The 14,965-nt window shown below is 57.2% G+C and carries 11 protein-coding genes and 1 tRNA gene; 6 read left to right on the top strand and 6 right to left on the bottom strand.

Annotated features, from left to right (window positions below; genetic code table 11):
• Positions 1 to 250 precede the first annotated feature (250 nt).
• The gene (locus JHL21_RS00355; protein WP_200211206.1) at positions 251 to 511 is read right to left on the bottom strand and encodes a helix-turn-helix transcriptional regulator; all 261 of its coding nucleotides are present in this window, start codon (positions 509 to 511) and stop codon (positions 251 to 253) included.
• 579 nt (positions 512 to 1,090) lie between these two features.
• Here JHL21_RS00355 and JHL21_RS00350 point away from each other — a divergent pair.
• The gene (locus JHL21_RS00350) at positions 1,091 to 2,452 is read left to right on the top strand and encodes a plasmid recombination protein (protein WP_200211204.1); all 1,362 of its coding nucleotides are present in this window, start codon (positions 1,091 to 1,093) and stop codon (positions 2,450 to 2,452) included.
• Between the two features lie 164 nt (positions 2,453 to 2,616).
• Here JHL21_RS00350 and JHL21_RS00345 read toward each other — a convergent pair whose 3' ends face one another.
• From JHL21_RS00345 to JHL21_RS00330, 4 genes are all read right to left on the bottom strand, one after another.
• On the bottom strand, positions 2,617 to 3,003 hold the full coding sequence (locus tag JHL21_RS00345) for a phage protease (protein ID WP_200211202.1): 387 nt from the start codon (positions 3,001 to 3,003) through the stop codon (positions 2,617 to 2,619).
• Between the two features lie 202 nt (positions 3,004 to 3,205).
• The gene (locus JHL21_RS00340) at positions 3,206 to 5,521 is read right to left on the bottom strand and encodes an AAA family ATPase (protein WP_200211201.1); all 2,316 of its coding nucleotides are present in this window, start codon (positions 5,519 to 5,521) and stop codon (positions 3,206 to 3,208) included.
• Between the two features lie 559 nt (positions 5,522 to 6,080).
• Positions 6,081 to 6,554, bottom strand: a complete 474-nt coding sequence (locus JHL21_RS00335) for a DUF2321 domain-containing protein (RefSeq protein ID WP_200211200.1) — start codon at positions 6,552 to 6,554, stop codon at positions 6,081 to 6,083.
• Positions 6,555 to 7,204: 650 nt separating this feature from the next.
• Positions 7,205 to 7,519, bottom strand: a complete 315-nt coding sequence (locus JHL21_RS00330) for a helix-turn-helix transcriptional regulator (RefSeq protein WP_200211199.1) — start codon at positions 7,517 to 7,519, stop codon at positions 7,205 to 7,207.
• Positions 7,520 to 8,034: 515 nt separating this feature from the next.
• Here JHL21_RS00330 and JHL21_RS00325 point away from each other — a divergent pair.
• The 4 genes from JHL21_RS00325 to JHL21_RS00310 all read left to right on the top strand — a co-directional run bounded on the left by JHL21_RS00325 (position 8,035) and on the right by JHL21_RS00310 (position 12,636).
• Positions 8,035 to 9,066 carry an AAA family ATPase gene (locus JHL21_RS00325; protein WP_200211197.1) on the top strand — a complete coding sequence of 344 codons (1,032 nt, stop codon included), beginning with the start codon at positions 8,035 to 8,037 and terminating at the stop codon, positions 9,064 to 9,066.
• 36 nt (positions 9,067 to 9,102) lie between these two features.
• Positions 9,103 to 10,497 (top strand): DUF6035 family protein, encoded by a 1,395-nt coding sequence (locus JHL21_RS00320; protein WP_200211193.1) that lies wholly within the window; start codon positions 9,103 to 9,105, stop codon positions 10,495 to 10,497.
• Positions 10,498 to 11,202: 705 nt separating this feature from the next.
• Positions 11,203 to 11,475: a hypothetical protein gene (locus JHL21_RS00315; RefSeq protein WP_200211192.1), complete on the top strand. Its 273-nt coding sequence runs from the start codon at positions 11,203 to 11,205 to the stop codon at positions 11,473 to 11,475.
• Positions 11,476 to 11,478: 3 nt separating this feature from the next.
• Positions 11,479 to 12,636, top strand: coding sequence for a hypothetical protein (locus JHL21_RS00310; RefSeq protein WP_200211187.1), 1,158 nt, complete (start codon positions 11,479 to 11,481; stop codon positions 12,634 to 12,636).
• Between the two features lie 109 nt (positions 12,637 to 12,745).
• On the opposite strand, the gene JHL21_RS00305 is transcribed toward JHL21_RS00310, so the two are convergent.
• Positions 12,746 to 12,822, bottom strand: a tRNA-Asp gene (locus tag JHL21_RS00305).
• A gap of 367 nt (positions 12,823 to 13,189) precedes the next feature.
• Here JHL21_RS00305 and JHL21_RS00300 point away from each other — a divergent pair.
• The gene (locus tag JHL21_RS00300; RefSeq protein WP_200211186.1) at positions 13,190 to 14,896 is read left to right on the top strand and encodes a sulfate permease; all 1,707 of its coding nucleotides are present in this window, start codon (positions 13,190 to 13,192) and stop codon (positions 14,894 to 14,896) included.
• Positions 14,897 to 14,965: the final 69 nt, after the last annotated feature.

Genomic DNA, 14,965 nt, shown 5'->3' with positions numbered 1-14,965 from the left:
TCGTACATTGTTATCATGTCTTTAAGAAAAACAACTTCGGAGAAAGTGACTGCGCAGCTAGACAATGTCTACTGGGAGTTTGGATAGCCAGCTCGAGGCGCACGACGAGGTTCAGGTCAGCGCCGACCAAGTCGAACACGAAGAAGGCGAGGCCCGATGTAAAACGGGACATGCTGACGGGCTGCCAGCCGAAATGCCTCCGGACGATGGTCGCAGCAAGGTGCTCATCTGGCTGCAAGGTCGCCACCGATCAGTGATAGTTCCGCGATTCCTCCACAAGATGATCATAGGTCGGACGGGCCGTAGGCAAATGTTGGACCGGCATGTCGAGGCCAACACAATGCGAGACGCGGAGTAGCTGTTCGAGGGTGATGGGCGTCGGGATACCGGCTTCGAGTCTAGCGATGTGGCTCAACGGTGTCTCTGCGAAGACAGCGAGTTGCCTTTGCGACATGTATAGCTCCTCACGCGCGGTAAAGATCATTGGGCCGAGATCGTCGTACTGGAACATGATGACACCTCCTATGGCAGAAGATCGTATCAGCCCAACCCACCGACAGGAACATGCTCGCGGGTTGACCCTGACAAACTGGCCAAAAACTCACCCCAGCCAGCAGCCATGGCTGCGGGGGTGAGGCCGAAGGCCATGGTCATTTTGTCGGGGTCAAGCTGAGCTCAAGGTTCCAAGAGATCGCTTGCGATCTTTTGGAAGCTCAGCGAGCCCGAGCTTGTTCGGACGGATAGTCGCAGAAGGATGGTGACAACGATATCGCATCTGGTCCACCGCCCGCGGTGGACATCCGATACGAGCCGCAGGCTTTACCGCCCTGCCCGTTTGCGCGAGGGGCGGTCGTATCATCCCGCTTTTTGGGAGACGAGCGAAGCGAGTTTAGCGCCCTGCTGAAGGCGAGGGGCGCTCTCCCAAATCAGCGGTTCGAATGGTGAGGTCCAGGATAGGCGGAGCCTGCCGGTGGGGTTTCGAAAGGGGTGAAGCCCCTTCGCCGTATAGCCCCAAACGTAGTTGGGGCTAGTAGGTTATGCCGTGCCGGCAGCTGTTTCGCATTTTCATCCACCTGTCGGATGATCAATTATGAAAACCACACCGAAAAAACGCGAAGTCGCTCCCGATAATTCTGAGGCTAACAAGAAGGCGATCCTGGGCCGTCTTAAGCACTGCAACCACGTACAAGCAAACGGGCAAAATCGACACGATGTTCGTGCCGGCCGCCAACCCAAGTATGTCGATCCGAAGCGGAAGGAGCTCAATGACGTATTGATCGAGCCACTCAGCGGCGCGACACTAAAGGAGATATGCAACTCACGCCGCGCTCAACGCGACCTTCAGAAGCGTGCGAAAAAGGACGGCAAAGTCGCCACAACCGGCTTAATAGCCTTTGGAACTGAGGCGCAGGTCTGGTTCGAAGCGCTCGACAGAAACACCCAAAATCGTGCTTTCAGGGCAATCGCCGAAGCCATCTGCAGCCGGTGCAACACGACTTTGACGGGCCTCATAGTTCACCGGGATGAGAGTGCCATCCACGCACATTTTCAGATGCCATCCTATGACATTGACGGCCATCCGCTGACGAAAACCATGACTTGGAGGGATTACGGTCGACTGCAGGATCTGGTCGCCGAAATCATCTTTGAATTCGAACCCCGGATCGAACGCGGCAATCGCAAATTCGATCGTATCGCCGCCGGCGCACTCCCCTCCGACACGATTAATCTTTCGGTGAAAAGGCTTCACGGAAGCCTGCTGACCGAGCTTGATGAAGGCGAATTGGAGCTTGAGGGATTGCATGCTGACCGTGATGAGGCACAGGCGGAACTCGACACTTTGCGGGCGTCTGTTGCGGCACTTTTTGCCCAACACGAAAAGGTCAAGGAGCGTATCCTCAAGCTTAAGGAGCAGGAAACACTAACCGAACAGAAGGCAAAAAACCTTCGACTTTACGAAGGACGTTTGGCTAAGCACGCTGCGGAACACGAGGAAGCTACGGCGAAGCTTCGTCTGGCCGAAGCTTCAATCGAAGCACAGATGGCTGCGGTAGATCGCATTCGCGAGGATGCGGAGAATCAGGCATCGGAGACGATCGCCGATGCGATAAGGCAGCAGGAGACACTCCTTGAGGGGGTGCAGATGATCGCGGATGGCGAGTTATCGATCGACAAAGGTCGCTGGTCAGCGCCAGGGATCCCGGCCGAGTTTGGTGCTCGTCTAAAACCACTGCTCAGATATCTTCGGCCAATCTACGACAAATTAGCTGAGCTGGTCGCGAAGCTGACGCGTGAACGAGAGGCGTTGGCTAAAGAGCGAGTCGTTGTCGCGTCCGAACGCGCGCGCGCAGGTGAAATGCTCATCCAGCTTGAGACCATTAGGGAGCAGCTCAATGCCGCACAAGCGGCGAAGGTGGAACAGGTGCGCGAGGACCTAGATCTCTCGCCCTAACTGGCCACTCCAACGCTTAAGCGCCTTACGTCGACGTCATGATTAAATTTCGGGTTTAGTTAAACCGGGGTTTTTCAGCGTCGATGATGCCTTGCAATACACAGAGTGTATCGAGCGGTCGCTTTTTGGCTGATCGGCTAGCGAGCTGGGCGAGCAGGTCCATGTCATTCTCCTGGTGCAGGCGTGAAGGCCGCGCAGATTGGGCCGGTTGACCAGCGAAGCCGGCGCAGGGCAAAGACGACATTGTCGCTTCGCCGGTGATTGAACGGGAAAATGCCTTGATGTGCCTTGCTGGCGACGAGGTGGCAGCCTTCCTCGGTAAACTCCACCCTGCCCCATATCCCTACGCTGCGCGGCGCCAGTTCGACGATCCAGCCACGCGCCGGCGCCGGCATTCTATTGAGCCCGGCACGGTCCGTGGCATGGTTCTCTTCGATCGACAGCCGATCGCCGGATGTCATGGGATTAAGGATCAGCTTGGCGGCGGGCTTGACTTTGAAGGGCCCGCGATTGTCATGAGTGCGCAGCTCGCCCGCAGGAATGAGATGCACGCATGCGGGCGCCTCGTCATCCGGCAGCGCCTGGGCCTGCAGGCAAAATTGTCATCATCTGCAGCCTGCCGGCTGAGGTAGCTGGGGGAATGGTTGACGCAGGTTTCCATGCCCGGCACGTTGGCAGCAGTGGGACAGCGCTAACATTGAAGCAGGCTACGCAGTGCTATCGTCTGTGTGATGAAGTCAAATCTGACCGTCGCTACGCTGCATCCGACAATTGGCGCACCATTTCCAACTGTCCTCTGGCGTATCGTTCGACGACTGCGATTGCCTCCGTGCACGCCTCTTTCAACTCATCCGGGCTCGGAGTTTCATCATAGTAGGTGCCGTGCGACAGGTTATTGATGAGCACGCTTTTCATCTCAAACCCGCCTTCGCCAGCAAGATAGGTGATGAAATCTGACAAGGACGACTTGTCCGGATGGCAGAACCGGCCAATCGCCTCGAGAATGCACCGTACTGCATTACCGGTGGTATGATCGGGATCACGGCCATTGTGAACATCCACCACCTCCTTGAGATGCTGTTCAAACGGCGCCGCATATTGCGCTCGCTTCGACAGCTTGTGCTGTTTCCCTGCGACATGCAGAAAAAAGGCTGATCCGTCCTTCACTACCCGGTTCGTGACGCAGATATTGTAGAAGTAACTGCTGTGCGTGAAAACCAGAAGGTCAGGGCGTTTACTCTTCGCAATATCCGCGGGGTTGATGGAGATTTCGCCTGTTGCGGAGATACTGATGTTTTTGAGCGTTTGCGCGATCGAAAACACAAAGTCGTACGACATTGACGTGATGGGATCATCGAACACGAAAAACAGCTTGGAATAATCCGAAGTGGTTCTAACTTTCTTGTGTGCGCACGCTATGAAATAGCAGAATGCAATAGCCGTCTTTTCACCCTCGCTCAGGGTACGGCTGGCGCCGCGCGCCATTTTTTTGTTGTCCCGTTTGAGCACGAAGTCCGTATGGTCAAAACTGTACTTTTGACCAAAAAATGTACCTATCAATACCTCGAAGGTTTTGGCAACACGCTCCTTAGCATTTGCAGATAGCTGGGATTTTTTTAGCGCATCCAGATCGGTTTGTGCTGCAGCGGCTTCTTGATAGTGCTTGTAGATCGCATCAATCTCTGCCCAGTGCGAATGCACGAACTCGATCTCGAATGCCGCGCAAGCTTCTCGTTGCAGCCGTTTCCTCTCATTGTCGGAAGTCTTGATCGCGGTGGTCAATTCCACGAATTTTTCGTTGAGCTGATCAATGCACTGATTGAGTTCTGACAGCAGTGGATCGAAGCTTGAGTCGGGTATGTCAACAATGCTGCTTGGCGTTTCACCCTTGATACGGATGGCCTCCAGATAGGCTTGAAAAGCAGCATCAATTTCGTCTGCAGCTCTTGAAAAATCTGGCAGCACCGCGTGTCTCAGCGAGGGCACGAGTTTGCGCAAAGCCTCATATTTGAGCGCCTCGCGAGCTATCGCTGTAACGCGCTCAGCTGCCTCGCCGCGATAGTTCTTGATGTCCGACCATGCGCCACGCAGCTCCTTTTTATGTTTGCCTTCTGCATCAGCGAAATAGGCCAGATAAAGCTCAATCCGGTCTCTGGCAGGAGGATGTGCGACCGACTGATTGCAAAACGGGCAACTTTGGTCGCCACCTTCCCCCAGCATATGCAGACCATCTTCAAAGAAACCTGGGTTTGTATTCATCAGCTGTTTGATGTCGGCGGACACGCTCGAGGGAGAAGTAATATTGCCTAGAGTCCTGTCGATCTGATGTAGGCGTTCTTTTGACAGCTCCAAGGATCTGACCGGCGCGGGATAGTCGGGATCGGCCGGTACCGACTTCAGCGCGTCCAAATCGCTCACGACGACCTTGAAGGTTCGCTCCGGGAGCTCCGGCTGTTGGCTTGCGGAAAGGACGCTATCGATTTTTAGCGCCCCGAATTCCGCCAATTGCCGTCTTACCGACGCCTTCCCCACCAATTCGTCCGTTTTTCCAGACTCAAGCCGGACTGCCAAGTTTGCGCGTTTTTTGTGTGCCTCTCCTGCGGCGTCTGCCAGACGTTTTTCCGCATCCGTCGTGTCGATGTTGATTTGATCAAGCTGGATTTCGCCGTCGAAATTTCCGTCCATGTCGAAGTTGCGCTGGCGCAGGTCGGTTTGGACAAAATCATCGGAAAAGACATGAAACACGCGGTCGTGCGAGTTTGCAGATACGGTATTGCCGGTAAAATGCAGGTCCAGGGACCCCAATGGTGTGCTGCCTTGGGCGAGCGCGAAGCTGCCGCGACTGTCGGCCGACTCTTCAGACACCAGGCTGAATGCAGCGTCAGAAACATCTTGGCCTTGAGCCTGCAAATCCAGGTAACGAAGGGCACGTGTCAAGAATGACTTGCCCGTCCCGTTTCGGGCATAAATCAAGTTCTGAGCATTTTTGCTGAGCGTAGCGTCAAGACTGGCAACCGGACCGAGGTTGGCTGCAGTAAGTCTCAAAGAATCAGTAACTTGCTTGTTCATCTGACGCCCCCTGTTCTTTGGTAGCATCGGGCAGGCAAAATTTCTATTGTTGGACAGATACTAATGTAAACATCGAGGCGGGCATGCCTTTGCGCATGCGTGCCGCGTATGAGCGGCCGCGAATACGCTTCGGCCGGCTAGCGCGAAGGGATGGGCGAGATTTGCGTTAAGTCCTGTTATCGCAGGTTTTGCGTTATCGGCTCAGTTTGGTCCGACAATGCAGTTCTGCACGCGGCGGCCAGACTGCCGACTCTCCGCAGGCACCTCAGAACAATCGGCAGGTTGCAACCTCCGTAAAGTTCGTCCCACAAGCAGCTCAAGCGAGCCTTGGTCGACCCGGTTCACTTGCACGATCTGACTTATCTTTAACACTTCGTCAAAAAGCAGATGGTCGCCGGCTTCGAGTTGAACAAACGTGTCCACTCCGCGACGCTGAAAGACCGTGAGGCGAGCCCCACGCTCGAGGCCAGCTCTAGCGGTTGCATCGTAGTCCATCGCTTCTCGACCTCTCACTTTGTCTAATGCGCTCCGGACCGCTGAGGCGGTGTCGACCAGCAGGCTAAAGGCCCATCATCTTCTTCGCAGCGTCCGTGGCGATTGATACGACGATGTCGCGGATGCCGCCACCGATCACCGGACCGGCCTTCTGCAGCAGCTTGGTAACGCGAGCGGCGGCGACGGGCGTCTGTGGGGTATCGGACACGAGGACGATGAAGCTGTCCTTGGCCTTTGAGAGTTCGGCGCCGTCCAGGCCTTCGACTTCGTCGGCAAGGTCTTTAGCAGCCTGTATCTGGCGCAATGTCCATTCGTACGGCTTACCGCATTGGTAACAGAAGGCAGCAAGCGTCCCCATCGAGATGAAATGTCCCGAATAGGTTGAGTTGCCCCTTATCGGCGAGTTGCAGGTGTCACATCGCGTGACCGTAGCCTCGCCGCACTGTTCGCAATATAGCGCGGCCTTTCCGTTGGTTTCATTGCCTGACACCACGTGTCCATTCTTGCACACCACAGCAGTGTCATACTGGTAGCTCATGCTCGTCCTCTCAAACCAACGTCATGAAGCATCACGCTATGCAGTCATCCGGGTCTGCACCCGCTGTCGCATCACACTCGGGACCGACGCCAGCCGGCAGCGCGGGCTTATTCCTCTGAGCAAAACCATCGCTCACCATGCGATGCACTGATGTGGGTCTCGTTGTATTACCTCTGCCCCGGCACATGATAAATGCGCTCGCCCTGAGTGCTGACATTGCCCTTGATGTTGCACTCGCCCTGTTGAGCTGAGGCGGACGAAACTGACATAGTCCGCATTACCGCGACGGCAAAAAGACTGCTGCCCTTCATATTCCCCTCCCATGTTGCATTCCATGTCGCACGGATTCGCCGAGGGTGTCGAGAATAGCCCGGAAATGCTGGGACTTGTGCGCAACATGAACGCGACACAGAAGAACAGCTTGGAGCGCCATGCCCCAAGTTAAAGATCTGATATCTTTAAGTAGTTTGCTGAATGCCTCGTCCGGAATTGAACCGGAGTACGCGGATTTACAATCCGTTAATGGGGATACGACCGGTTTCATCGTTGTCGAACGTCCAGTGTCCGCGTCCTGATGCCGAAAGCAACCAGATGGTTACCATCCCCCTACCGGCCTTTTTTAATCAGAGACAACCTACCAGGTCCGCAGACTATATGGGGTTATCGGACAGGTTTTGTCTCAGATCATTGAGGGTCGCCTGCTCGGCTTGGTCGGCTGCCCAGCGTGCGAACCTTACGAGTGTACCGCGATGCAGATTGTATCGAACGTGCCTTCCGTCCTTGATGGACTCAAGCAGGCTCGCCTCAACCAAAAGCTTGATATGGTGAGAAGTCGTGGACGCAGAACTGCCAAAATTCAAGTCTGATGAGGACAACCCCGGCGCCTCGCCGACCTTTCGAAAAATGTCGAATCGTTTGGAATCTCCAAGCGCCACAAGGATTCTCAGCGCTTCCTCATCACTCAATTCGAAATCCTTCGAAGTTTTTTTGACGCCCGACCCACCCGTCGTTAACCATTCTTAACAAACGGTAATGACGAGCACCGTAGACTTGTGCATCCTGAAATGAGGATTCTACCCGGATTCCCGGTTGTCCAAAAAAGCGGCCGTCAGCGTTGCTAGTAACAACTCTGACGACCTGACCAGGCAGCCTCATCCTGCATGAACAGGAGCAGCCGCGATGGCTAATCACTTCTATTGCCGCGAATGGATTCGTCGCAACAATTTCCTCCACATTTCTGCGCCCTTTGGGAGCATCGGATGGTTCTGCGTCGCCGCGTTGCGCGACGCCTGCCTGGTAACGCACGCCGTTTAGGCCCCTGCCCTCATCCTGATTGCCAGTTTGTCTCTGACCTCGCGCTGACTGCGCGAGACTGAGCCCCTGCGCTGTCGGATCCGATCCATCGCGCTGATCTGCACACCTGCTTGTGCCACGGATCTGCGCGTCCGCAGAAATATCGATAATCATGAAAAACTGGAAAATGACGTCCGGGCCCGGCCCGGAAATTGGCGATGATGACGACGAAGCACTGCTCAAGCTTTTGCGGAGCGACTTCGCTTTTGAAGCCGAGGACCGCGCGATCGTGGGGAAGCCGCGCTTGCTCTCGCTTAAGGACCACGACCGGCCCTTCGTTCGCATTGCCTCACAGGTCTCATCTGATGACCTCAATTTGCGCCGCGGCGCTGACGATCGCCGCGATCGCTTTGCCGTGCGGCAGTTGGTTCAGGGACTAGGCGAGGTCAAGGACCTGACTGGTCCCAGGACGTCAGACGAGGTGGACGAGTTTGCAGCCAAGGTGTTCGACCAAGCGCCCAATTTTGCTTTGGCGATCGAAGCCATTCGGCAGTCGGCGCAGGTGCACATTACGCGCGGAGCACGGTGGTTTCAGATCCGGCCTCTAGTAATTGAAAGCAGCCCAGGCGCCGGCAAGACGCGGCTCGTGCACCTTCTGGCGAAGGCCAGCGGCCTGACGATGGTCTACCTGGACTGCGCGGCGATGACCAATCTGAGCCCGATCATCTCGCAGGACGGCACGTGGAGCAACTCGCGGCACAGCGAGATCATGCACGCCTTGGCAAATTCTGCCTCAGCCAATGTCATCGTGGTGCTCGACGAACTCGACAAGCTTCGCGATATGAGCCGCCACAGCTCACCCCAGCCGTCCGAGTCGCTGGTGGGCCTGCTCGAGAAGCGCAGCGCAGCTGCGCATATGGACAACTATCTGCAGCTGACCGTGGACCTCAGTTTCACCAACTGGATCATCCTGGTCAACGATGCGACGCGGTTGTCACGAGCCTTGCTCGACCGGTGCCAGGTGATCCGCATGGCGCCGCCGACGCCCGCGGAAATCGCCGATATCGCTACGCGCGAAATCGAGCGGCGCGGGCTCGCGCCCGAACTGGTCGCCCCCATTATCAAAGCCGTCCGCTTGGGCAAAATCACCAGCCTGCGCACCCTCCACAAACTGCTCGACGCAGCCTCTGCTGCTGCGTCGCGCCCCCTTTTGAACTGACCATTTTTCTCAAAAACGCAAAAAAGGACCGAAGTTATGAATAAGACTCTGAAAAGCCGCGCCTTCGAAGCCGTCATCGACACCACCATGCCTCAGGGCCAGCAGGTCCGTCTGGCCCGAAACATCCTTCACCCTCTGACTGAGGTTGGTCTGAGCGACCTGCGTGCCGATGTGCGCACAGCTTATGTGGCCGGTCATCCGCGCTTTCGGTGCCCGGGCTGCAACGAGCCCCTCTTCGTGGCCCAGAATCCGGCATCTCCCGATACTCCGCGTGATGGCCGCGGCGCACACTTCAAGCATTATTCCAACGCGGACGCTCCTCCCTGCCCTCAGCGCACCGCCGCAAATCTGCGCGACATCGGTGCGGTGAAGTTCGCGGGGCTAGGCGAAGGGGCTGACCATTTCAACCTCAAGCACATGCTGGCTTTCTGCTTGTCGCAGGATCCCAACGTCACGGATATCCAGATCGAGCGCCAGATCCGGGCGCTGGATGGCTCCTGGCGCCAGCCCGATGTGAGCTTCGTGCTCCACGGCCAAGCAGTGGCAGTCGACGTGCAGCTGGCAGCCGCGTCCCTCTCCACCATTCTGGAGCGGGGCGCCTTTTACGCGGCCAACAAAATCCGTCACATCTGGATTACGGATACTGACAATCTCGACCGCCTGAGCCAGTTGGCCTTCCGCGACATTTATCTCGGCATGGGCGGCCGCATCTTTGCCCTCGACGCCGACGTCGCCGCCGCCTGCGTTGAGCAGAGCAGGATTCAGCTGTGGGAACTGAGCATCATGCCCAGGCTCGCCCCGCCCCTTCCGCTGCACAACGTCTGGGAACGCGACGTGGTCGACCAGGAGACCATCCTCATGGATCCGGCAGCGCGCAAGGCGAACGGCCAAAAGCGTTATCGCCAAGCTTTGGCCAGCCAGGTGGGCCAGCACTTTGGCGCCCAGCGGGCGTCCATGCGCTCGGCTCTTGCGGAGGGCAAGGAGCTCGAATGGATGCGGCCCGAATGGACGACGATCGCGCGTCAGATCAAGGGTCGCGATATCGACACCGCGATCACTCAGGGCGTGGGCGCGGTTCTCGCTTGGTTGTTTGCGGCGGAAGCTTATGCGTCCTGCACCGAACCAACGGCACGCCCTTTCGCCCTCGAGGCCATGCTTCAGGCAACCGCAACAGTGCTGACCGTGCGCAACGCAAAGGATTGGGCACCGCTGATAGAGACCGTTTGTAAGATGTCGCCTCAGGTTCGTGCCGCGCTTACCGCTGGTCACCGCGACCAGCTCAATGCGTTGCTCGCGACTACGGAGGGGGTTACGCCCACCATCCGCAATCACGCCCAAATGTTGTCGGTGCTGTTCCACTGGATCGGCTTCCAGCTGCTGGTCAAGGCGCCAAGGTTTGCTCCCCACATCCAACGCCGCAGCTCTCACTAAAAGAGAAGAAAAGCAGCCCGGGACATTCCGATGTCGCGGGCTGCTGGCGCCAGGTTACTCCACTCCCTCTGGTCGGGGTAACCAGACGCCAAAGAGGCCGCCAAGAGCGGCCTTCTCCGGGACAATAAGAAAGAAAAGAGAAGAAAGAGAAAGGGGGCGCCCGCGCGCGTCCGTGAGAAAAAGGCATTCCAGCACAGAGGTTGACGCCAGATCAGGCCGCCTACCCTTCCCCCAACCAGCTCCATCGGAGCTGGTCTACGCCGAAGGCGATGAGCGGCCTGATCTGGGGTCAAGGCCAGTTCATGGCTCCAGTTTCCAATGCATGCTCAGCATAGCGATCGCAGCCCCCTATCCCGTCCAAGCACTAGCTGGACGGGTCCATCCATGCGGGCATTTGAAACTGGAAGAGCTGGCCGCACTTCTGAGCGACAGACGGTAAGGAAATACTTTTCCCAATCCAACGAGCAGAAAAAGACCATGTTATAACAAAGACTTGTCTTCAATTTGTGAAAAATCCACAAGGGCAAGAATCGCAAGTCTAAAATTGTGTCAGGAAGCCAATTTCCCGATGTTTCTACAGCCTTTCCTGCAGGAGGGTCCTTGCCACCCAAACAAGAGCAAGTCCCCAAATGCATACCAGCCTGCACTTTCGCGACGTCGAGAAGGCGATTTCTTTAACTACCGTCCCCAAGGCGACTTGAAGCCATGGGCATCCGATTTCACGTCCAGCCCAGATGCGTGCCGCCGGCAAAGGCCGCGTACCGGATCGGCGTGACCGAGATGCACTTTAAAGAGATTTATGCAGACCTACTCAAAAACGGCTTCCCGCTGCCCGACCCTGTTACAGGCAACTTCGATTTGGATGCCATCGATCGCTACATCGCGAAGCGAAACCCGAAGCTGATGGGGGAACAAGACGACGGCGAAGCGATCACGGACGAGGCTGAAATGCTTCGACGAATCATGGAGATGGGATGAAGCATGGGACGCGGCACGCCACGGCACTACAAGCTAAAGCGGAATAATCGCGCGTTTTGGGAACCGACCGCGACTATGAAGGCGCATGGCTTTGTGTCGGTTCCTCTCGGCGCGCACGGCCCGGAGGCATTTAAAACGGCTGAGGAGTGGAACCAGCGCTGGGATGATACCCGGACCGGCAAGCACCCATCGCCAGCTGCCAGTCGCGAACAGAACCTCTCGCCGGAGCGGGCAGAAGAACTAACGGTGTATCCGTCCGGGAGCCTGGGCGAGGCATTCAAGGGTTTCCGCGGAACCGATGAATGGGCCAAAAAGGCTCCAAGAACACGCGAGGACTGGTGGCGTGCATGGAAGCAAATCAAGCCTGCCTTCGGCGATGTACGCCCCAGCCGAGTGACGCTTGTGACTATCAGCGCCTTTCGGTCCATGGTCGAGCGCAAAGTAAGCCTTCGAGAGGCTCATCGCGTCATCAAGATATGGCGTGCGCTATGGAAGGTTGCGGCGGCTATGGGCTACTGCGTCCGTGACGCTGATCCATCCATGGGCGTGCGCAACGACGCTGCAAAAGGCCGAGAGGAGACCTGGCAGGAGGGTGAGGCTGTTCGGCTGGCGAAGAGGGCATGGCGGATGGGGTACTTTGGGCTCTCAGCAGTCATCGCTGCCGCATGGGATACACAACTTAACCCCGGCGACATTCGTGTGCTGACAGCCTCTCAGCTCGCTACGGCCGGTCATGGAGAACTATTCTTTACCGAGCGTGGCAAGACCGGCAAGCCAGTGGGAGGAGCCCTGAGCAGGCGGTCAGCGTTCGTGCTTCAGGCTTACTTGGCCCACCTCGACGTAGAGATCCACGGTGATGCACCGATTTTTCGGAACCGTTCGGGCCAGCCATATAGCAAAGACACGTTAGGTGACGATTTCCGAGATGTTCGCGCCGCTGAATTTGGAACAGCAGAAAGGCGAACTCTTGGCCACGACTTCCGGCGCTCGGGAGCAGTTGAGTCGATTGTCGGTGGCGGAACAGCCGAGGCTCTTTCCCACGCTATGGGAAACACCCTAAGCGCATCCAACACGCTGTTTGCAACATACGTTCCCGTCAATGCGGGGACAATTCGTTCCGTTACAGAGGCCCGCAGGCGCGGCAGGACCAAACTGCGGTAATGGAACGGACCGCGATCAAAAGTGGGAACGCGTCAGCAATGAAAGTGGGAACAGGCTATCGAGCCGTGCGCTACCATTCCAAATTTTTCAGCAATGTGAAGGGGAAAGGTGGCGCGAGAGACGGGGCTCGAACCCGCGACCTCCGGCGTGACAGGCCGGCGCTCTAACCAACTGAGCTACTCCCGCAGCGCTTGCGAACTCTCGTTCGGCGCAACGTGGGCTCTGTATAGGGGCGTGATTTGCCCCTGTAAAGCGGCCTCTAGAAAATTCTCAAAGCTTTTCAACATCTGTGGCGCCGATGGGCATATCATTGGCACTTCGCTGGCACTTTTGGGCGCCACGCGTGGCGCGGCAAAGGCATGTCCCGCCCAAAAGGCGCAACAATAGGCTTGATATATATTAGATATTGCGTATATACGAATGAAAATGATGCGCGAGAGAGCCGGAAAACCGGGCCACACGCTCTGTCACCAGACGTCGGCTTCCATTCGGCCCGCCAGCGCGCGAAAATTTCTGCGGCCTCTGGGCCAGATTGAACAGCCAGGAGCCCAGCGTGCGCCTCCAATCCTACCTCCCCATTCTTGACTGGGGTAGAAAATATAATCGCCAGACCCTGACCAGCGATGTGCTCGCGGCGGTGATCGTCACGATCATGCTCATTCCGCAGTCGCTGGCCTATGCGCTGCTGGCGGGGCTCCCGCCGGAGGTTGGTCTTTATGCCTCGATCCTGCCACTGATCGCCTATGCGATTTTCGGCACCTCCTCGGCGCTGGCGGTTGGGCCTGTCGCGGTGATCTCGCTAATGACGGCAACCGCCGTTGGCCGCGTCGCGGCGGAAGGCACGGCTGATTATGCGAGCGCCGCCATCATGCTAGCGCTGATGTCTGGCGCGATGCTGACGCTCATGGGGCTATTGCGCCTTGGCTTTCTGGCGAACTTTTTGTCCCATCCGGTGATTTCGGGCTTCATCACCGCCTCGGGCCTGATTATCGCGACCAGTCAGCTTGGCGGCCTTCTGGGCATTTCGACCAGTGGACACGCCCTGCCCGGCTTGTTCAGCTCCATTGCGAACCGCATTGGCGCGATCAATCTCTATACCCTTGGCATCGGCGCGCTTTCGCTCGGGCTCTTGCTCTGGATCCGCTTCGATCTCAAAAAATGGTTGAAGCGGCTCCATGTGCCGAAGGGAGTGGCAAACGTCATCGTCCGCGCCGGTCCGGTGTTTGTCGTCTTTCTGACTATGGCGCTATCGGTGATTTTCGATCTCGGCGCTAAGGGCGTCGCCCTAGTCGGCGATGTGCCGCAAGGCCTACCCATGCTGTCGCTACCGAGCGTCTCGCTCGACACAGTGCAACAGCTGCTGGTTCCAGCGCTGATCATTTCCATTGTTGGGTTTGTCGAAACCATCTCCGTCGCCCAAACGCTGGCCGCTAAGCGCCGCGAGCGCATCTCGCCCAATCAAGAATTGATTGGCCTCGGCATGGCCAATGTGGCGGCAGGCATTGGTGGCGGCTATCCGGTGACCGGCGGCTTTGCGCGATCCGTTGTCAATTTTGATGCGGGCGCGGCCACCCCCGCTGCGGGTGCATTCACGGCCATCGGCATTGCTCTCGCAACGCTCATGCTGACGCCCTTCCTGGCCCTACTGCCCAAGGCAACACTGGCGGCGACCATTGTCATTGCCGTCCTGACCTTGGTCGATTTCTCAGTATTCAAACGCGCCTGGGCCTATTCCAAGGCCGATTTTGCGGCTGTCGCCATTACGCTGATCGGAACGCTTCTGCTCGGCGTTGAAACCGGCATCGCTCTGGGCATCGGCACTTCAATCCTGATCTTTCTCTACCGTTCGTCAAAGCCCCACGCCGCTGTGGTCGGCCAAGTGCCCGGCACCGAGCATTTCCGCAATATCAAGCGTCACACGGTGGAAACGCATCCAGAAATCCTCTCCATCCGCGTCGACGAAAGCCTCTATTTCGCCAATGCGCGCTTCTTGGAGGATTTGATCACCGATCAGGTCGCGGGCAATGAGCGGGTAAAACATGTGGTGCTGATGTGTTCGGCGGTGAATTTCATCGACCTATCGGCCCTCGAAAGCCTCGAAGCGATCCAACATCGCCTCGACACTCAGGGTGTTCACTTGCACCTCTCTGAGGTGAAAGGTCCGGTTATGGACAAGCTCAAATCCACCGATTTTCTGCGTGATCTTTCGGGCAAGGTTTTTCTCAGTCAGCACCAGGCAGTGTCTGCGCTGCGGAGGTAGACGAGCCATTGCGCGGCCGCGAATTTGGTGACTATCCTCCTTGTAGGGCCGGAAAGTCCGGCCCGGAGG

The sequence above is a fragment of the Devosia sp. WQ 349K1 genome (genome assembly GCF_016595685.1).
Lineage (GTDB): Bacteria > Pseudomonadota > Alphaproteobacteria > Rhizobiales > Devosiaceae > Devosia.
The sequence above is the reverse complement of the archived record's forward strand: the minus strand, read 5'-3'. Positions and strand labels throughout refer to the sequence as shown.